The organism is Modestobacter sp. SYSU DS0904, from assembly GCF_054051115.1.
In genome coordinates this window covers 1-19,596 of record NZ_JBJHAQ010000034.1, presented here as the reverse complement: position 1 = coordinate 19,596, position 19,596 = coordinate 1, and the positions used below count along the sequence as shown (strand labels likewise).

The 19,596-nt window shown below is 74.2% G+C and carries 16 protein-coding genes; 10 read left to right on the top strand and 6 right to left on the bottom strand.

Annotated features, from left to right (window positions below):
- Positions 1–34: 34 nt before the first annotated feature.
- The gene (locus ACI79U_RS17560) at positions 35–760 is read left to right on the top strand and encodes an SDR family NAD(P)-dependent oxidoreductase (protein WP_457071371.1); all 726 of its coding nucleotides are present in this window, start codon (positions 35–37) and stop codon (positions 758–760) included.
- Between the two features lie 96 nt (positions 761–856).
- Here ACI79U_RS17560 and ACI79U_RS17555 read toward each other — a convergent pair whose 3' ends face one another.
- The 3 genes from ACI79U_RS17555 to ACI79U_RS17545 all read right to left on the bottom strand — a co-directional run bounded on the left by ACI79U_RS17555 (position 857) and on the right by ACI79U_RS17545 (position 2,808).
- Positions 857–1,318, bottom strand: coding sequence for an ester cyclase (locus tag ACI79U_RS17555; protein WP_457071373.1), 462 nt, complete (start codon positions 1,316–1,318; stop codon positions 857–859).
- A 130-nt stretch (positions 1,319–1,448) separates the two neighbouring features.
- The gene (locus ACI79U_RS17550; RefSeq protein WP_457071375.1) at positions 1,449–1,622 is read right to left on the bottom strand and encodes a DUF1059 domain-containing protein; all 174 of its coding nucleotides are present in this window, start codon (positions 1,620–1,622) and stop codon (positions 1,449–1,451) included.
- A gap of 91 nt (positions 1,623–1,713) precedes the next feature.
- On the bottom strand, positions 1,714–2,808 hold the full coding sequence (locus ACI79U_RS17545; RefSeq protein ID WP_457071377.1) for an EAL domain-containing protein: 1,095 nt from the start codon (positions 2,806–2,808) through the stop codon (positions 1,714–1,716).
- Positions 2,809–2,962: 154 nt separating this feature from the next.
- Between ACI79U_RS17545 and ACI79U_RS17540 the strand changes: the two genes are divergently transcribed.
- Positions 2,963–5,788 carry a SpoIIE family protein phosphatase gene (locus tag ACI79U_RS17540; RefSeq protein ID WP_457071379.1) on the top strand — a complete coding sequence of 942 codons (2,826 nt, stop codon included), beginning with the start codon at positions 2,963–2,965 and terminating at the stop codon, positions 5,786–5,788.
- A gap of 3 nt (positions 5,789–5,791) precedes the next feature.
- Here the strand turns inward: ACI79U_RS17540 and ACI79U_RS17535 are convergent, their stop codons facing one another.
- The 3 genes from ACI79U_RS17535 to ACI79U_RS17525 form a co-directional block, all read right to left on the bottom strand.
- Positions 5,792–6,496, bottom strand: coding sequence for a trimeric intracellular cation channel family protein (locus ACI79U_RS17535; RefSeq protein ID WP_457071387.1), 705 nt, complete (start codon positions 6,494–6,496; stop codon positions 5,792–5,794).
- 99 nt (positions 6,497–6,595) lie between these two features.
- The gene (locus ACI79U_RS17530) at positions 6,596–8,644 is read right to left on the bottom strand and encodes an acyl-CoA dehydrogenase family protein (protein WP_457071381.1); all 2,049 of its coding nucleotides are present in this window, start codon (positions 8,642–8,644) and stop codon (positions 6,596–6,598) included.
- On the bottom strand, positions 8,641–9,330 hold the full coding sequence (locus ACI79U_RS17525; protein ID WP_457071383.1) for a TetR family transcriptional regulator: 690 nt from the start codon (positions 9,328–9,330) through the stop codon (positions 8,641–8,643). The genes ACI79U_RS17530 and ACI79U_RS17525 overlap by 4 nt, the downstream gene beginning before the upstream one ends.
- 102 nt (positions 9,331–9,432) lie before the next feature.
- Between ACI79U_RS17525 and ACI79U_RS17520 the strand changes: the two genes are divergently transcribed.
- The 8 genes from ACI79U_RS17520 to ACI79U_RS17485 form a co-directional block, all read left to right on the top strand.
- A complete protein-coding gene (locus tag ACI79U_RS17520) occupies positions 9,433–10,731 on the top strand; it encodes an acetyl-CoA C-acetyltransferase (protein ID WP_457071385.1) in 1,299 nt (432 codons plus the stop codon).
- Between the two features lie 139 nt (positions 10,732–10,870).
- Complete coding sequence (locus ACI79U_RS17515; RefSeq protein ID WP_457070150.1) at positions 10,871–12,226, top strand: 3-oxoacyl-ACP reductase; 1,356 nt, start codon at positions 10,871–10,873, stop codon at positions 12,224–12,226.
- The gene (locus ACI79U_RS17510; protein WP_457070154.1) at positions 12,226–13,074 is read left to right on the top strand and encodes a MaoC family dehydratase; all 849 of its coding nucleotides are present in this window, start codon (positions 12,226–12,228) and stop codon (positions 13,072–13,074) included. Before ACI79U_RS17515 ends, ACI79U_RS17510 begins: the two co-directional genes overlap by 1 nt.
- Positions 13,075–13,208: 134 nt before the next feature.
- Positions 13,209–14,696: an aldehyde dehydrogenase family protein gene (locus ACI79U_RS17505; protein ID WP_457070148.1), complete on the top strand. Its 1,488-nt coding sequence runs from the start codon at positions 13,209–13,211 to the stop codon at positions 14,694–14,696.
- Positions 14,697–14,990: 294 nt separating this feature from the next.
- Positions 14,991–16,520, top strand: coding sequence for an ABC transporter substrate-binding protein (locus tag ACI79U_RS17500; protein WP_457070146.1), 1,530 nt, complete (start codon positions 14,991–14,993; stop codon positions 16,518–16,520).
- A complete protein-coding gene (locus ACI79U_RS17495) occupies positions 16,517–17,461 on the top strand; it encodes an ABC transporter permease (RefSeq protein WP_457070152.1) in 945 nt (314 codons plus the stop codon). The genes ACI79U_RS17500 and ACI79U_RS17495 overlap by 4 nt, the downstream gene beginning before the upstream one ends.
- Positions 17,458–18,465, top strand: coding sequence for an ABC transporter permease (locus ACI79U_RS17490; protein ID WP_457070144.1), 1,008 nt, complete (start codon positions 17,458–17,460; stop codon positions 18,463–18,465). The genes ACI79U_RS17495 and ACI79U_RS17490 overlap by 4 nt, the downstream gene beginning before the upstream one ends.
- 79 nt (positions 18,466–18,544) lie before the next feature.
- A partial coding sequence (locus ACI79U_RS17485) for an ABC transporter ATP-binding protein (protein ID WP_457072818.1) occupies positions 18,545–19,596 on the top strand: 1,052 nt, incomplete at its 3' end.

The window sequence follows — 19,596 nt, the reverse complement described above, 5'->3', positions numbered from 1 at the left end:
CTGCCGTTCCACCCCGCCGTCGAGAGGCCCCGGCATGACCGCACTCCCACCCCCGCGCCGTCCCGTCGTCGTCGTCACCGGAGGCGGTGGGGACATCGGCAGGGCACTGGCCGTCCGCTACGTCGCCGAGGAGGCCGACGTGCACCTGCTCGACCGCAGCCCCGATGTCGTGGGCACGGCCGAGGCACTCGGTGCGAGCGGCCACCCCGTGGACATGACCGACCCCGAGGCCGTGGCCGCGGTCTTCGCCGTCCTCTCCCGTGTCGACCTGCTGGTGACGGCGGTCGGGCACTGGCCACTGCTCACGCTGGACGAGCTGACGCCTGCCCGGTGGAAGGAACAGCTGTCGATCAACCTGGACAGCACCTACTTCGCGGTGCACGCGGCACGCGAGGCGCTGCGGGCGGCGTCGGGCTCGGTCGTCTGCATCGCCTCGGCGGTCGGCCTCAAGGGGCACGCGCAGATGATCTCGTACGCGGCCGCGAAGTCCGGTGTGATGGGGTTGGTGCGCGCGCTGGCGCTGGCGCTGGGGCCGGACGGCGTGCGGGTCAACTCGGTGGCCCCCGGGCTGGTGCTGACCGAGCGGATGGCCGAGCTCTGGGGGCCGGAGCGGACGGCGGCCTTCCGCGCCACCCGGGCGGTCGACCGGGACATCCACACCGAGGACGTCGTCGCAGCGGTGCACTACCTCGGCAGCCCGGCGGCCCGAGCCGTCACCGGTCAGACGCTCGTGGTCGATGGGGGCACGGTGATGCACTGACCCGTGGTGCCGGTCTGTGATCACCCGGGCCCAGAGCGCCGGAGCCCGCTCCCGCTGCCGGGGCAGCGGGAGCGGGCTCCGGGGATGGCGCGGAGGTCAGTCCATCGGCGGGGCGATGCCCAGCGGCTTCCACAGTCCGGTCAGGAAGTCGGCCGTCGAGTGCATCTCGATGATCTTGCCGTCGACGAGCCGGATGCTGAGGTGCTGGTTCACGTTGATCTTCTTGCCGGTCGGCTGGAAGCCGCTCAGCACACCCTCGTGGGTGCCGCGGTAGTGCAGCCGGGCGACGACCCACTCGCCCTCGGCGACCAGGGCGTGCACGTCGTAGAAGAGGTCGGGGAAGGCGCCGACGTAGGCCCACCACTTCTCCTTCAGGTAGGACGGGTCGAAGGGCTCGTCGTCACCGAAGTGACGGGCGAACTTGGCCTCGAAGTCCGGGTGCATGATCGCATCGAGAGCGTGGTAGTCGCGCTGGTTCTTGATCCGGTAGAACTCGGTCACGACCTGCTTGTTGCGTTCCTCGACGGTGGACACCGTTCCGGTGGTGGTGGCGGTCACGCACTCAGCCCTTCTTCACATCTCGCGAGTCATTCGGTCGTATGTCGCTAACGGCCAAAACGTACGCGTGTCGTGTTTCGACGGCATGAACCGCTGCTCGTCGTCCGCATCCGGTCGAGCGGCGAGCGGCTCAGGCGAGGACGATGGATGCCCGGACCTGCTCGACGAGCTCGGGCGGGATAGTGCCGAAGCCGTGGTCGCGCACTGCGTGGGCCGCGACCTGACGTTGGACGGCATCCTCGTCCGGCCCGGTGAACGTCATGGTGCAGCCGGGGACGACGTCCCCGCAGGCGAATGCCCTCATGTGGGCTCCAGTGCACAGGTGGTGCGGGGACCCGGCCACCGACGGCGGTCAGGGGTGGTGCGCCGGGGGCGGGTTCACGGCCCCCGGGGGCTCAGGTGGTGGCGGCCGCGGACGCCAGGTCCTCGATCCGCAGCAGACCGAGGACGGTGCCGCTGCGGTCGGTGCACAGCACCGGGTCGAACCGGTGCACGGGGGGCCGGGTCAGCGCCCGCTGCAGGGTCTCGGTGACCCCTGCCGACGGGTGCACGCGCAGCGACACCGGAGCCCGGTAGGGCGCGCCGGTCCGCGGGTCGGCGAGCACCAGCTCGACCGGCACCTCGGCGCGGTCCAGGACGACGTAGGGCGGCGGGGCCTCGTCGCCGGCGAAGGCCTCCCGCTGGCGGATCGGGCGCAGCAGGCTGGCGACGCTCTCGGCCAGCTGGGCGCGGGCCACCTGGGTGCGCACCAGCTGGGTGACCTCGGGGGACAGCGGCGCGAAGTGCGGTGCGGGGCGGCCGAAGAGCCAGCCCTGCGCCAGGGGGACGCCGAGCCGCGCGAAGACGGCGAGCTCCCCCGCGGTCTCCACCCCCTCGGCGAGCAGCCAGGCGTCGATCCGGCTGGCGAAGGCGCCCACCATCTCGGCCAGCGCCGCCTTGACCGGGTCGGTGTCGGCGCCGGCGACGAGGGCCCGGTCGAGCTTGACCAGCTGCGGGCGCACCTCGGCGAGCTGCTGGAGCCCGGCGTAGCCGGAACCGGCGTCGTCGATGGCGATCAGCGCACCGCGGCCCCGCAGCGCGGCGGTCTGCTCCCGCAGCGCCGTGAGGTCCGGGGTGGGCATGTGCTCGGTCAGCTCGACGACCACCCGGCGCAGCGTGGCCGGCTCGGCGAGGGCGGCGGCGACCGGCGCGGTGCCCAGCAGGTGCGGGCTGACGTTGACGGTGAGGAAGGTGTTCGGCGGCAGGTCGGGCAGCGCGGCCAGCGCCCGGCGCAGGGCCAGCGCCTCCAGCTCGGCGCTCAGCCCGGCCTCGGCCGCCGCGGCGAACCAGACGTCGGGGGAGGCGGTGCCGGGGAAACGGGCGAGGGCCTCGTAGCCGGCGACGGTGGCGCCGGCGAGGTCGACGATCGGCTGGAACACGACGGTGAGGTCGTTGGCACCGGCCAGCAGCGGACGGCAGTCCGCGCGCTGGGGAGGCAGGGTCGAGGTCACCTCCTCCAGATCGGCGCCGCCGCACGGCTCCTTGAGCGACGCCGACACCGATCCCGTAGTTCGTGCAGGTGACGTGCCAGCATGGTGGGCCGCAGGCAGATGTCCGGACCCGCCGGACATCGCCGCGGACGGGACCAGGGGGAGGCAGGCCGGCGTGTCCGAGCTGCGCCCGTCCCCCGACCCGCTGGCCGATCCGCAGCGGGTGGCCGCCGCCCGCCGGCTCGCCGCCGAGCTGACCGGCACCGCCCCGTTCGACCGGCTGGCGGACATCGCCACCCGGCTGGTGGACGTCCCCTCCGCGCAGGTCGTGCTGCTGACCGACGTCGCGGTGGCGCTGGGTGGGGCCGGCCGGCCGATCGCGGTGGGCGACGCCACCCCGCTGACCGAGGTGCCCGGGGCGGTCGCCGTCCGCGCCGGCGCGACGCTGGTCGTCAGCGACGCCGTCGCCGATCCGCGGGTCGCCGGGCTGCCCGCGGTCGCCGCGGGGACGCTCGGCGCCTGCCTCTCGGTGCCGCTGCAGCTGGCCTCCGGTCACCGGGTCGGCGCGCTGAGCCTGCTCTCGCCCACCCCCCGCACCTGGAGCGGGCGCGACCGGCTCGTCGCCCAGGAGGTCGCCGCCACGGTGGTGACCGAGCTGGAGCTGGTCGCCGCCTCGGCCGAGGTCCGGTCCTCGCTGACCAGGCTGGAGCTGGCGCTGGAGGCCGGCTCCGTCGGCATCTGGGAGCGCGACCTCGCCACCGGCCGGGTCTGGTGGGACGAGCGGAACGCCGCGATCTTCGGCGAGCCCGGCCCGGTGGAGTTCCCCTCCGACGAGGCCCTGCGGGACAGGATCCACCCCGACGACCACGCCGCGGTGGCCGACGCGATGCGGGCCGCGCTCGCCGGCAGCGGGGAGTTCGTGGCCGAGATGCGGGTGCTGCGCACCGACGGCGGCCAGCGGTGGACGGTGTCCCGCGGCCGGGTGCTGCGTGATGCGCTGGGTGCGCCACGGCGGGTGGTCGGCACCACGGTCGACGTCACCGACGCGCGGGAGGAGACGCAGCGCCGGCTGTCCGCCGTCCAGCGCGCGGCGGCGATCGCCGAGCTCGCCGTCGAGCTGGCCAACGTGACCGAGATGGTCGACCTCGCCGAGGTCGCGCTGCGCGGCTGCCGTGCCGTGCTGGGCGCGTCGGGCTCGGCCCTGGCGGTCTTCGACCCGGCCACCGGCGAGCTGCTGCTGCACCTCACCCGGGGCCTGGTGGACGCGGTCGAGTCCGGCGCGGACGTCGAGCTGCCGGACCGGGGCGTCGTGCTGTCGCTGGACGACGAGCTGCCCACCCAGTACGTCGCCCGGCACGGTGAGCCGGTGCTGCTGGCCGACCGGGCGGAGGCGGTGGCCCGGTTCCCGCGGATGGCGGAGGTCGGCGACCTGGTCGGGGTGGGCGCGGTCGCCGCCCTCCCGCTGCGGGTGGAGGGCAGGCTGCGCGGGAGCTTCGTGGCGGTCTGGCCCGACGGCCGGGAGTTCAGCGGTGACGACGTCGGGATGCTGGAGGCGCTCACCGCGCAGATCGGGCTGAGCGTCTCGCGGCTGCACGCCGACGCCCAGCGGGACGCCGCGGTGGCTGCGCTGACCCTGGCCAACACCCGGCTGCAGGTGCTGGCCGAGGTGGGCCGGGTGCTGGCCGGCACGCTGGACATCGACCAGCAGCTGGACCGGCTGGCCGAGCTGGTGGTGCCCGCGCTGGGTGACTGGTGCTGGGTCGTGGTCACCGACGAGCACGGACGGATGCGCCGGGTCGCGTCCGCGCACTCCGACCGCGCCCGCCGCGAGGAGCTGGAGGCCTACGTGCGGGCCATGGTCGCCGGCATGAGCGAGGACGCCGCGCCCCGGGTCGTCGCCCGCACCGGCCGGCCGGTGGTGGTGTCCCAGCTGGACGCGGCCTACGTCGAGCGGGCGCTGCCGGACCCGGAGGCGCGCGCGCTGCTGGCCGGGCTGAACCCGGAGGCCGGCGTCGTCGTCCCCCTGGTGGCCCGCGGGGAGACCCTCGGCGCGCTGGGGATCTACACCGGCGCCGGCCGGGCGGCGCACACCGAGGCGCAGCTGGACACCGCCGTGGAGGTCGGCCGCCGGGCGGGTGCGGCCCTGCAGCAGGCCCGGCTGTTCGGGCAGCAGCGGCAGCTGGCCGAGACGCTCCAGCGCAGCATGCTCACCGCGCCGCCGGCGCCGGACCACTGCGAGATCGTCGTCCGCTACGTCCCGGCCGCCGCGGGGGCCGAGGTCGGTGGCGACTGGTACGACGCGTTCGTCCAGTCCGACGGGGCCACGGTGCTGGTCATCGGGGACGTGGTGGGCCACGACAGCCGGGCGGCGGCCGCGATGGGGCAGCTGCGCGGGCTGCTGCGCGGCATCGGCCACCACACCGGCGGCACGCCGGCCGAGCTGCTCAGCGGGTTGGACCGGTCCGTCGCCGGCCTCGACCTGGACACCATGGCCACCGCGGTGGTCGCCCGGCTGGAGCAGGACGACCCGGAGCTGCAGCAGGGCGGGACCCGGGTGCGCTGGTCGTCGGCCGGCCACCCGCCGCCGGTGCTGATCGAGGCCGACGGCACGGTCACCCTCCTCGACGAGCACGACCCGGACCTGCTGCTGGGCGTGGAGCCGGGCACCCCGCGCAGCGACCGGGTGGCCACGATCGGCCGGGGCGGCACGCTGCTGCTCTACACCGACGGCCTGGTCGAGCGCCGCGACCGCGACCTCGACGCCGGCCTCGCGGAGCTGTGCCGGGTGCTCGCCGACCTCACCGACCTGCCGCTGGAGCAGCTGTGCGACCGGCTGCTGGAGCAGATGTACCTGCCCGACACCGAGGACGACGTGGCGCTGCTCGCCGTCCGGATCCACCCGCAGGACCTGCCCCGCCCACCCGAGGCCGGCCCGCAGCGGGTCCCCCCGGGGATCGAGCCGGCGCCCGAGGTCGTCCCGCGGGCCGGCGCCGGCGGCTGAGGGTCAGCGGCGCCGGCGCCGGCGGCGGCGGGGGCGGGCCGGCCGCCGGCCGAGCCGGCTGCGCGCCCGTTGCGGCAGGTCGACCGCGACCGGCACCTCCCAGCCGCGCCACACCGACAGCACCCGCAGCGCGGCGACCAGGGTGATGACGATCGCCGCGACCGGCAGCGGCGGCAGGTCCAGCGGCCCGGCCAGCACGGTGAGCACGGCGGCCCCGAGCAGCGCCGCGACGGCGTTGTAGGGCCCGGGCTGGACGATGTCCGCCCGCTGGGCCAGCAGCATGTCGCGGATGACGGTGCCGCCGACGGCGGTGAGCGTGCCGATGAAGACCACTGACGCGCTGGGCAGCTCGGCCAGCTGGGCCTTCTGCGCGCCGATGACGGTGAAGAACCCCAGGGTGAGCGCGTCGAGCACCACCAGCAGCCCGGTGAGCCGGGACAGCCAGCCGGAGAAGTAGAAGGTGACCGCGGCGGTGACCGCCACGGTGGGCAGGTACGCCGGATCGGTCACCGCGACCGGGGGCCCGTCGGCCAGGAGGATGTCGCGGATCAGCCCGCCGCCGAGCCCGCCGCTGATGGCCAGCAGCAGCACCCCGGAGACGGCGAAGCCCTCCCGCGCGGCCAGCAGCCCGCCGGTGAGCGCGCCGATGACGATCGCCGCCAGGTCGACCACCTGCGGGATGCGCAGCGTCTCGGCCGTCGCCGCCATGACCTCCACGGCCGCACATCATCCTTGGTGACGTGCTGGAGCGGCCCTGCTGCAGGGACCCGGCGCGAGCTTGCGAGTGTCGGGGGCAGCAGGGTCCTCTCACTGGGCGGGGGCCATCTCCAGGTCGGTGGCCGTCGCCGGCGCCTCCGGCTCGGTGCCCTGCGCCCGCAGCGCGGCGTCGTGGGCGGCCATCGTCTCCTGGCGGCCCGGCTCCTCGGCCAGGACCGCGCAGTTCAGCCAGGCCTCCGGGACGGCGAAGGCGTCGACCAGGCTGCGCATGTGCGGGCGCAGCTCGGCGAGCAGCTCGTTGACCGCGCCGGTGAGCGCCTTCGCCCGGGGCGGGGTGATCCGCGAGTGCTCGAGGAACCAGCCCTTGTCCGCCTCGATGGTGCTGAGCGCGAACAGGTCGCAGACGCGGGACAGCAGCGCCCGCGCCGCGGGGTCTGCCGTCCGCTCGATGCCGGCGACGAACGCCTCCAGCACGACCCGCTCGATGTGCGCCTCGGCGGCCTTGAGGGCGTGGTCCTGCACGTCGTTGAAGACGTCGAACTGCCGGCCGTCCCGGTGCGTGGCGGCGTTCTTGCGCAGCCGCTTGATCACGCCCTCCAGGACGTGCTTCTCCCGGTCCTCCAGCAGCTTCAGCTGCCAGCCGCGGTCGGTGAAGGGGACGTCGTCCTCCCGGCCGGGGACGGCGTCGACCAGCCGCTGGATCAGCGCGCGGGCCGCCGTGCGCTCCAGCACGGTCTCCCGCACCTGCTCGGCGACGAACGCCACCTTGCCCCAGCCGTCGAGCGAGCCGAAGGCGTCCCGGTAGCCGGTCAGCAGCCCCTTGGCGACCAGCTGCATCAGCACGGTGTTGTCGCCCTCGAAGGTGGTGAAGACGTCGGTGTCGGCCTTGAGCGCCGGCAGCCGGTTCTCCTGCAGGTAGCCGGCCCCGCCGCAGGCCTCGCGGCACAGCTGGATGGTGGCGGTGGCGTGCCAGGTCTGCAGCGCCTTGAGCCCGGCGGCGCGGGACTCCAGCTCCCGCTGTGCGGCCTCGTCGATGACGTCGGCGGCCTGCACGTCGTGCATCGTGCAGAGCAGCTCCTCCTGGGCGAAGGCGAACGCGTAGGTGCGCGCCAGCGCCGGCAGCAGCTTGCGCTGGTGCACCAGGTAGTCGTTGATCACCACCTCGCGGTCCTCGCCGGGGGCGGAGAACTGGCGGCGCACGTCGCCGTAGCGGACGGCGATCTCCAGGGCCACCTTCGTCGCCGACGACGCCGAGCCGCCGACGCTGACCCGCCCGCGCACCAGCGTGCCGAGCATGGTGAAGAAGCGCCGGGTCTCGTTCTCGATGGAGCTGGTGTAGGTGCCGTCGGGGGCGACCTGGCCGTAGCGGTCCAGCAGCATCTCCCGCGGCACGCGCACGTGGTCGAAGCTCAGCCGGCCGTTGTCCACGCCGAGCAGCCCGGCCTTCGGGCCGTCGTCGCCGATGGTCACCCCGGGCACCGGGTTGCCCGCGGCGTCGCGGATCGGCACCAGCCAGGCGTGCACCCCGTGCCGCTGCCCGCCGGTGACCAGCTGGGCGAAGACGACCGCCATCCGGCCGTCCTGCGCCGCGTTGCCGATGTAGTCCTTGCGCGCGGCCTGGTGCGGGGTGTGCAGGTCGAAGGTCTGCGTCTGCGGGTCGTAGGTGCACGTCGTCCGGAGCTGCTGGACGTCGGAGCCGTGGCCGGTCTCGGTCATCGCGAAGCAGCCGGGCAGGTCGAAGGACATGATCGGCGGCAGGAACTCGTCGTGGTGGCGCTGGGTGCCCAGCGCCTGCACGGCCCCGCCGAACAGGCCCCACTGCACGCCGGCCTTGACCATCAGCGAGAGGTCGGCCTGGGCCAGCATCTCGATGGAGACCACCGAGCCGCCGTTGTCCCCGGCTCCGCCCTGGGCCTCCGGGAAGCCGAGCACGACCCGGCCGGTGCCGGCCAGCTGCGCGGCCAGCCGGGTGATCCGCTCCCGGGCCTCGGCCATCGACTCGCCGTACACCGGGGCGTACGCGGCGTCGGTGCCGAGCTGCTCCCGGACGTCGCGGCGCACGTGCGCCCAGCGTCCGTCGAGGACCTCGGTGAGCCGGGCGGGGTCGACCGGCGTCAGGGGCGTCGGGGTGCTGGTCATGAATCCTCCATCGGACTCGCGGGGGCGGTGGTTGAGGGCCCGGTCGGTGCGGGCGTGACGACGCCGCGCAGCCCGGTCCAGGCCAGGTCGGTCAGCTGCGCGGCGAGCTGGGCGCGCGGCACCGGGCGCTCGGCCCGCAGCCACCAGTCGGCGGCGGCGCGGACCAGCCCGATCACCCCGTGCCCCCAGGGCGCGGCGGCGGCGGTGTCCTGCCCGGCCCGGTCGAGCGCGGCGGCGACCAGGGCGCCCACCTCGTCGCCGATCAGGTCGGACAGGCTGCTGATCGGGTCGGCGTCGACGGGCCGGTCGACCAGCGTGTGGCCGACGACGAAGCGGTACACCGCCGGGTCGGCCTCGATGAACGCCAGGTACGTCTCCACGGCGGCCGACACCATCTGCCGCGGGTGCTCGCTGCTGCCGATCGCCTCGCGCAGCTTGCGGGTGAGCTGCGCGGCGACCCGGGCGCAGACGGCGACGTAGAGCTCGCTCCGGTCGGCGAAGTGCCGGTAGACGACGGTCTTGCTGGTGCCCGCCTCGGCGGCGATCTCGTCCATGCCGACGCCGGGGCCGTGCCGGCCGACGGCGGCGAGCGTCGCCTCGACCAGCTGCTCGCGCCGCGCGAGCCGGTGGGCGTCCCAGCGGGAGTCGCGCCGGTCCCGCGGTGCGGGCGCCGTCTCGGTGTTCACGGCACCGAAAGTACCTGATACCGTCGGTACCTGACACGGGGTACCTGCCCGTCTCCACCAAAGTGGCCACTTTGGCGAGCCCCATCCCCTCCGGAGGACCCGATGGCAGCGCAGAACCGACCCGCCGCTGGACGCCGCGCCGCAATCGTCGGCGGCAACCGCACCCCCTTCGCCCGCGCCAACGGCGCCTACGCCCGGGCGAGCAACTCCGACATGCTCACCGCCACGCTCGACGGGCTGGTCGCGCGCTTCGGGCTGCAGGGCGAGCAGGTCGGCGAGGTCGTCGCCGGCGCCGTCCTCAAGCACTCCCGCGACTTCAACCTGACCCGCGAGGCGGTGCTCGGCTCGCGGCTGTCGGCCGCGACCCCCGCCTACGATGTGCAGCAGGCCTGCGGCACCGGCCTCGAGGCCGCCGTCCTGGTCGCCAACAAGATCGCCCTCGGCCAGGTCGAGTCGGGCATCGCCGGCGGCGTCGACACCGCCTCCGACGCCCCGGTCGCGGTGAACGAGGACATGCGCCGGGTGCTCATGGAGCTGAACCGGGCGAAGACCGTGCAGCAGCGGCTCAAGGCGCTCGCCGCCGTCCGCCCCGGCCAGCTGGTGCCGGAGATCCCGCGCAACGCCGAGCCGCGCACCGGCCTGGCGATGGGCGACCACGCCGCGATCACCGCGAAGGAGTGGGAGATCGGCCGCGAGGAGCAGGACGAGCTCGCCGTCCGCTCGCACCACGCGCTGGCTGCCGCCTGGGACGCCGGCTTCTTCGACGACCTGGTGACGCCGTTCCTCGGGCTGGGGCGCGACGACAACCTGCGCCCGGACACCTCGGTGGAGAAGCTCGCGAAGCTGAAGCCCGTCTTCGGCCGGGGCGAGGACGCCACCATGACGGCGGGCAACTCCACGCCGCTGACCGACGGCGCCTCCGCCGTGCTGCTGGCCTCCGACGAGTGGGCCGCCGCGCACGACCTGCCGGTGCTCGCCCACCTGGTCGACGCGCAGACCGCCGCGGTCGACTACGTGCACGGCGGCGAGGGGCTGCTGATGGCCCCGGCCTACGCCGTCCCGGTGCTGCTGGCGCGCAACGGCCTGACCCTGCAGGACTTCGACTTCTACGAGGTGCACGAGGCGTTCGCCTCCACCGTGCTGGCCACCCTGAAGGCGTGGGAGAGCCCGGCGTTCTGCAAGGAGAAGCTCGGCCTGGACGCCCCGCTGGGCTCGATCGACCGCGCGAAGCTCAACGTGCACGGCTCGTCGCTGGCTGCCGGGCACCCGTTCGCCGCGACCGGCGGCCGGATCGTCGCGACGCTGGCGAAGATGCTGCACGAGGCCGGCCCGGGCAAGCGCGGGCTGATCTCCATCTGCGCGGCCGGCGGCCAGGGCGTCGTCGCCATCCTCGAGTCCTGACCCGGCGGCTGCCGGTCATCCGGCTCGACCCGGGCCACCGGACGTGGAGTCGTGCCACGGCGCGGCTCCACGTCCGGTCAGGCGGCTCGACCCACGCGAGCGACCCCACCTCCCACGCACCACGGAAGGACTCCACGACGTGAGCGACTGGTACCGCGATTTCGCCAACTCCGGCGTCGGCACGACGATCACCAAGCAGCTGGGCCTGCCCCGGCCGGCGGAGCTGCGCCGGTACGAGCCCGGCCAGCCGCTGCTCCCCGGCCCGGCGCTCGTCGGGTCGGCCGGCGAGGGCCGGCTGCGGGACACCGTCACCGGACTGCTTCGGGACGCCGGGGTCACCGTGGTCTCCCCGGTGGCCGCCGACGGCTCGGACGACGGCGCCAAGCTGGGCGCCGTCGTGCTGGACGCCACCGGGCTGACCGGTCCGGGCGACCTCGCCGCCGCCCACGACCTGCTCGCCCCGGCGCTCAAGCGGCTGGGCGCCAGCGGGCGGGTGCTGGTGCTCGCCGACCCGCCGGCGACGGCGGAGGGCCCGGCGCAGGCCGCGGCCCGCCAGGCACTGGAGGGGCTGGTCCGCTCGGTGGCCAAGGAGCTGCGCAACGGCGCCACCGCCAACCTGGTGCTCGTGCCGGCCGGCGCCGAGTCGTCGCTGGGCAGCCCGCTGCGGTTCTTCCTCTCCGGCCGCTCGGCCTACGTCGACGGCCAGGTGCTCACCCTCGACGCCGCCGACGTGCCCGCAGGCGAGGATGCCGAGCGTCCGCTGGCCGGGAAGGTCGCCGTCGTCACCGGGGCGGCCCGCGGCATCGGTGCGGCGATCGCCCGGGTGCTGTCCCGCGACGGCGCGCACGTCGTGGTGGTCGACGTCCCGGCGGCCGGTGAGCAGCTGGCGCAGGTGGCCAACGAGATCGGCGGGACGGCGGTAGCCCTCGACATCACCGCCGACGACGCCGGCCCGCGGCTGGCCCGGCAGCTGATCGCCCGGCACGGCGGGGTGGACGTCGTCGTGCACAACGCCGGCATCACCCGGGACAAGCTGCTGGTGAACATGGACGCCGCCCGGTGGAACTCGGTGCTGGCGGTGAACCTGCAGGCGCAGCTGGACATCACGCAGGCGCTGCTGGCCACCGAGGGGGCGCTGAAGCCCGGCGCCCGGGTGATCAGCGTGAGCTCGCAGTCGGGCATCGCCGGCAACCGCGGGCAGACCAACTACGCGGCGTCCAAGGCCGGGATCCTCGGCATGGTGCGCGCCTGGGCGCCGGAGTTCGCCGCCCGCGGCGCCACGATCAACGCCGTCGCACCGGGGTTCATCGTCACCGAGATGACCGCGAAGATGCCCTTCGGCACCCGTGAGGTCGGCTCGCGGGTCAACTCGCTGCAGCAGGGCGGGCTGCCGGTCGACGTCGCCGAGACGATCGCCTTCCTCGCCCAGCCGGCCAGCGCCGGGGTCAACGGTCAGGTCGTGCGGGTGTGCGGCCAGTCGCTGCTGGGGGCGTGATGATCGTCCTCACCGACCCGCCGAACATGGCGGCGCTGTTCGCTCGGGCCGCGGTCACCGCGCGCGGCCGGGGCGGGAGCCTGCCGGACACTCACGTGGCCCGTACCGGTGTCGCCGTCGACCCGGCGCAGCTGGCCGGGTACGCCCGGGTCTCCGGCTTCCCGCTGGCCGACGCGCTGCCGGTGACCTTCCCGCACGTGCTGACCTTCCCGCTGCAGGTCGCGCTGATTGCCGACCGTGCCTTCCCGCTGGCGCTGCCCGGGCTGGTGCACGTGCGCAACCGGATCACCGTGAACCGGCCGATCGGGGTCGACGAGAAGCTGGACCTGGAGGTCTGGGCGGACCGGTTCGCCACGCACCGCTCCGGCGCGACGGTCGACCTGGTGGCCTCGGTGCGCAGTCGCGGCGACGAGGTGTGGCGCGGCCGGTCGACCTACCTGGCCCGCGGGGCGAGCGCGCCGGACGGCGCACCGGAGGCCGACGTCGAGGTGCCGGTGGGTGAGGTCGAGCGGATCGCCGCCCGCTGGCGGGTGCCCGACGACGCCGGACGCCGGTACGCGGGTGTCTCAGGCGACGTGAACCCGATCCACCTCTCCGGGCTGACGGCGAAGGCCTTCGGCTTCAAGCGGGCGATCGCGCACGGCATGTGGGTGAAGGCCCGGGCACTGGCGGCGCTGTCCGGCCGGCTGCCCGACGCGGTGAGCGTGGACGTGGCGTTCCGCAAGCCGCTGCTGCTGCCCTCGACGGTCACCCTGGCCACGTCGCCGGCCGACGGCGGCTGGGACCTCGCCGTCCGGAACGAGAAGACCGGCGTCGAGCACGTCCTCGGGGTCGTCCGACCGGCCTGAGCGGGTCGGCTTCCACCCCACGGAAGGAGACTGCGCACCATCGCGTGACTTTCCGTTCTGCTTGGCCGACGGTTGATCCACGACGAAGCCGTCGATGAGGGCAGCCCCCGCGGGGCTGCCGGTGAGAGGGAGAGATGAGCACCGACACACTGGCCCAGGACCACGCCGAGCAGGTCGCGCTGCCCCAGGGGAAGCACTACATCGACGGTCAGTGGCAGGACGGCGCCGGGACCGAGCGCCGTGACGTGGTCGACCCGTCGACCGGCCGCGTGGTCACCACGGTGCCCGAGGGCACGGCCGAGGACGTCGACCGCGCCGTCGCCGCCGCCCGCCGGGCGTTCGACAGCGGCCCGTGGCGGACGATGAGCGCCCGCGAGCGCGGCGCGATCCTGCAGCGCGCCGCCCAGCTGATCCTGGAGCACGGCGACGAGCTGGCCCGGCTGGAGAGCCTGGACACCGGCAAGCCGATCACCTTCGCCCGGCAGATCGACACCAACACCACCGCCGAGCACTTCTCCTACTTCGCCGGCCTGGCCGGCGCGATCGAGGGCGCGACCCGCGGCATCCGCGGCCCGGGCCTGGCCTACACCCGGCGCGAGCCGCTGGGCGTGGTCGCCGCGATCACCCCGTTCAACTTCCCGATGATCCTGTCGACGTCGAAGATCGCCCCCGCCCTGGCGGCCGGCAACACCGTCGTCCACAAGCCCGCCGAGGACACCCCGCTGACCGCGCTGCGGATCGCCGAGCTGCTCACCGAGGCCGGGCTGCCGGCCGGGGTGCTCAACGTGGTGACCGGCTCCGGCGCCGTCGCCGGCGACCGGCTCACCCGGCACCCGGAGGTCGACCGGATCGCCTTCACCGGCTCCACCAAGGTCGGCAGCATGATCGCCGCCACCGCGGCCGCCAACATCACCCCGGTGACCATGGAGCTGGGCGGCAAGTCGGCGAACATCGTCTTCGACGACGCCGACCTCGACGAGGCCGTGCAGGCCGCGGTCTCCGCGTTCGTCTTCAACACCGGCCAGTTCTGCATGGGCGGCACCCGGCTGCTGGTGCAGCGCGGCGTCTACGAGCAGGTGCTCGCCGGCGTCGTCGGTGGGGCCACCCACGTGCCGGTCGGCGACCCGCTGGACGAGGGCACGATCGTCGGCCCGATGGCCGGCGAGCGGCACCTGGAGAACGTCGAGCGCTACGTCGCGCTGGCCACCGGCGAGGGCGGCAGCGGCCGGGTCGTCGCCGGCGGGCAGCGGATCGAGAAGGACGGCGGCTTCTACATGGCGCCGACCGTCGTCGCCGACGTCGCCCAGGACTCCCGCCTGGTGCAGGAGGAGATCTTCGGCCCGGTGCTCACCGTGCAGGTGTTCGACACCGAGGAGGAGGCGGTCGCGCTGGCCAACGGCACTCCCTACGGGCTGGCCGCCGGCCTGCACACGAAGGACGTCGGCCGCGCCCACCGCGTCGCCGCGCAGCTCGAGGCCGGCCTGATCTGGGTGAACACCTACGGCATCCTCGACGTCGCGCTGCCCTTCGGCGGTTACAAGGCGTCGGGCTACGGCCGGGAGAACGGCCCGGAGGCCCTCGACGAGTACCTGCAGACCAAGTCGGTCTACGTGGCGCTCTGACCACCGGCTCGACCTGCGGCGGCCGCCGTCCCGGAACCCCGGGGCGGCGGCCGCTGCCGTTCCCGCCGCTTCCCACGCTCTCCGTGCGCTTCCCTCGCGCCGCAGCGCGGGGAACGCGGACGGAGATCGTGGACGGCAAATCGTGGACGGCAGAACGTGGACGGCACGGCGTGCGGCCGCGGGCGTGCGGGCGCATGATCACGAAGCGGCAACGATCACCCGTCCCGTCCGGCGACGAGCCGGGGGTGGGACGAGGGTCGGGGTGGATCTGACGTCGACCTCGGAGGCAAGCCCGTGCGCGCCCCACGACTCCTGTTCCTCGGTACCGCCGGTGCGCTGGCGCTGACCGCCTGCTCCGGTGGCGAGAGCGTCGACACCGGCGACGGCGGTGGCGGCGCGAGCGGTGACAACGTGCTGGTCGCCGCGGTGAGCGCCCAGCCCGACCAGTTCGACCCGCACGTCACCAGCGCCTACCCGAGCTTCCAGGTGCTGGAGAACGTCTACGACACCCTCGTGGTCCCCAACCCCGAGGACCTCACGATGGAGCCGAGCCTCGCCACCGACTGGGAGACCAGCGACGACGGGCTGACCTGGACGTTCACCCTGCGGGACGACGTCACCTTCCACGACGGCAGCGAGTTCGACTCCGCCGACGTCGTCTACTCCTACAACCGGATCATCGACGAGGAGCTGAACAACGCCTACCGGTTCGCCAACGTCGAGTCGGTGACCGCCGACGGCCCGGACACCGTCGTCATCCAGGTCAGCCAGCCGACGCCGAACCTGCCGGCGCTGATCGGTGGCTTCAAGGGGATGGCGATCCTGCCCGAGGGTGCCGCCGAGGACTACGACCTCACCACCGAGGCGGTGGGCACCGGGCCGTTCACGCTGGAGAGCTCCGACGCCGGCAGCACCGAGCTCGCCGCCTACGAGGAGTACTGGGGCGGCGCGCCGAGCGTCGACGGCGTCGAGTTCCGCTACATCACCGAGCCCGCCGCCGCGCTGACCGCGCTGGAGAACGGCGAGGTGCAGTGGACCGACAACGTCCCGCCGCAGCAGATCGAGTCGCTGCAGGGCAGCGACCAGGTCGAGCTGGCCACCACCCCGAGCGTCGACTTCTGGTACATGTCGATGAACTACGACCGGGAGCCGTTCGGCAACCCGGCGGTGCGCCAGGCGATCGCCACCGCCGTCGACCGCGGCGCGGTCACCGAGGCGGCCCGGTTCGGTGCCGCCGAGCCGAACCAGACGGCGATCCCCGAGGACAGCTTCTTCCACTACGACTACGCCCCCTACGACGCCGACCCGGCCGCCGCCGAGCAGCTGCTCCAGCAGGCCGGCGTGCAGACGCCGATCACCATGGGGCTGATGGTCACCGACGAGTTCCCGGAGACGGTCACCGCCGCCCAGGTGATCGCCAGCCAGCTGGAGCCGATCGGCATCACCGTCGACGTGCAGACCGTCGACTTCGCCACCTGGCTGGACCGCCAGTCCCAGGGTGACTTCGACGCCTTCCTGCTGAGCTGGCTGGGCAACATCGACCCGTTCGACTACTACCACGCCCAGCACATCACCGACGGGTCCAGCAACTACCAGGGCTACAGCAACCCCGAGGTCGACCGGCTGCTGACCGCGGCGGCCAGCGAGACCGACCAGGACGCCCGCAAGGACCTCTACGACCAGGCGGCGAAGCTGATCGTCGACGACGCCTCGTACGTGTACCTCTACAACCCCGACGTCGTGCAGGCGTGGTCCCCGGGGCTGTCGGGCTACCAGATCCGGCCGGACAAGGCGATCAACTTCGAGGACGTGGAGCTGCCCTGACCGGATACCTGCTCCGGCGCACCGGTCAGTCGGTCGTCGTGCTGATCGGGGTGAGCATCATCGTGTTCGCCCTGGTCCACCTCGTCCCCGGCGACCCGGTGCGCCTGGCGCTGGGCACCCGCTTCTCCCAGGAGAGCTACGACGCGCTGCAGGCGCGGTCCGGGCTGGACCAGCCGCTGCTGCAGCAGTACTTCGGCTGGGCCGGCCGGGCGCTCACCGGTGACCTCGGGGTCAGCTTCCGCAGCGGCGAGCCGGTGACCGCGCAGATCCTGGAGCGGCTGCCGGCGACGCTGACCCTGGCGTTCGCGGCGATCGTCGTGGCGCTGCTGATCGCCGTCCCGCTGGGCACGATCTCCGCGCTGCGCCCCCGGTCGCTGGTCGACCGCGGGGCCACGGTGCTCAGCCAGATCGGCATCTCGGTGCCGGACTTCTGGATGGGCATCGTGCTCATCCTGGTCTTCGCCGGGACGCTGGGCTGGCTGCCCTCGGGCGGCTACGTGCCGCTGACCGAGGACCCGTGGGGCTGGTTCCAGCGGCTGATCATGCCGGCGGTCGTCACCGGCGTGGTCTCCGGCTCGGTGATCACCCGGTTCGTCCGCTCCAGCGTGCTGGAGGCGCTCGGGCAGGACCACGTGCGCACCGCGCAGGCCAAGGGGCTGCGGTCCCGGCAGGTGCTGAGCTGGCACGTGCTGCGCAACGCGCTGCTGCCGCTGGTCACCGTCACCGGCGTGCAGCTGGCCTACCTGCTGTCCGGGGTGGTCGTGGTGGAGATCGTGTTCTCCTGGCCGGGGCTCGGGCAGCTGGCCCTGCAGGCGGTGCAGGCCCGCGACTACCCGGTGCTGCAGGGCGCCGTGCTGCTGTTCGCGCTGGTGTTCCTCCTGGTCAACCTGATGGTCGACCTGCTGTACAGCCGGCTGGACCCGAGGATCGCGCGCCGGTGACCACCCCTGCCGACCCGGGCCCGAGCCCGGCCGCCGAGCCGCCGGACCGCGGCCCCTACGGCTCCGCCGCCGTCGGGACACCGACCGCCGGGCAGTCGACCGCCGAGCAGGGCGGCCAGCCGGCCGCTCCGCTGCGGCCGGAGCGGCCGCGCTGGCGGGAGACGCTGGGGCTGTTGCTGCGCAACCCGACGGCGGCCGTCGCGGCCGCGTGGATCCTGCTGATGATCGTGGTCGCCCTCGCCGACGACCAGCTGGCCCCGCAGGGCGCCAACGAGATCTCGGTGGCCGACCGGCTGCAGTCACCGAGCCTCGAGCACCCGTTCGGCACCGACGACCTGGGCCGCGACGTCCTCTCCCGGGTGCTCCTGGGCGCGACGGTCTCGCTGCGGGTGGGGCTGATCGCGGTGAGCATCTCGCTGGTCGTCGGCACGCTGATCGGCCTGCTCGCCGGCTTCTACGGCAAGTGGGTCGACGACGCCCTGATGCGGTTCATGGACATGCTGTTCGCCTTCCCCGCGGTGCTGCTGGCGATCTCGATCGTCGCCATCCTCGGGCCGGGCCTGACCAACACGACCATCGCGATCGGCATCGTCTACATCCCGATCTTCGCGCGGGTCACCCGCTCCAGCGTGCTCAGCGTGCGGGAGGAGGTCTACGTCCGGGCGTCCCGGTCGGTGGGCTCCTCGGACCTGCGGCTGCTGTTCCGGCACGTGCTGCCCAACGCCGCCCCGCCGATCATCGTGCAGACCTCGGTCAGCCTGGCGTTCGCGGTGCTCTCGGAGGCGGCGCTGTCCTTCCTCGGCCTGGGCACCCAGCCGCCCGACCCGTCGTGGGGGCTGATGCTGTCGGAGGGACGCGGCTACATCGAGCTGGCCTGGTGGATCGCGGTCTTCCCGGGGCTGGCGATCTTCCTGCTGGTGCTGTCGTTCAACCTGCTCGGCGACGGGCTGCGCGACGTGCTCGACCCGCGGCAGCGCACGGCGATGAGCGGGGGGCGGCAGTGAGCGGACAGGGACGTGAGCATCGCAGCGAGCGCCAGCGAGCGAGGAGCGGAGCGCCCCGCGGGAGCGAACAGGTGATCCAGTGAGCGGGGAGCCGGTGCTGGAGGTCGAGGACCTGCGGGTGCGGCTGCGCACCCCGCGCGGGCCGGCCGACGTGGTCAACGGGCTGAGCTACACCGTGGGGCGCGGCGAGACGGTCGCGGTGGTGGGGGAGTCCGGCAGCGGCAAGAGCGTGTCGGTGCTCGCGCTGATGGGGCTGCTCCCCGACGGGGTCGCCACCGTCAGCGGGGCGGCCCGGCTGGACGGCGAGGACCTGCTCACCATGCGCCCGGACCGGCTGCGACAGGTGCGCGGGCCGGGGATCGGGATGGTCTTCCAGGACCCGATGACCTCGCTGAACCCGGTGCTCACCGTCGGCCGCCAGCTCGTCGAGGGCATCCGCGCGCACTCCGACGTCGGCAAGGCCGCCGCCCGGGAGCGGGCGGTCGAACTGCTGGCGGAGGTCGGGCTGCCCGACCCGGGCAAGGCGCTGGACCGCTACCCGCACGAGCTCTCCGGCGGCATGCGGCAGCGGGTGATGATCGCGATCGCGCTGAGCAGCTCCCCGGCGCTGCTGATCGCCGACGAGGCCACCACCGCCCTCGACGTCACCGTGCAGGCGCAGATCATCGAGCTGGTCGAGCGGCTGCAGCGCGAGCACGGCACCGGCGTCGTCTGGATCACCCACGACCTGGGCGTGGTCGCGGGCATCGCCGACCGGGTGCTGGTCATGTACGGCGGGCGCTGCGTGGAGGACGGCACGGTCGACGACGTCCTCGAGCACCCCGCCCACCCCTACACCCGGGGCCTGCTGGGCGCCCTGCCCGACCTGGCGGAGCCGCGCGCCGACGGTTCGGTGCCCGACCTGGCCACGGTGCCCGGCACCCCGCCGGCGCCCACCGACCTGCCGGCCGGCTGCGTGTTCTGGCCGCGCTGCCCGGTGCGCGCCGACCCGCGGTGCGAGACCGAGCAGCCCCCGCTCGCCGTCCTCCCTCCGGGGGGGGGGGGGGGGGGGGGGGGGGGGGGGGGGGGGGGGGGGGGGGGGGGGGGGGGGGGGGGGGGGGGGGGGGGGGGGGGGGGGGGGGGCGGGGGGGG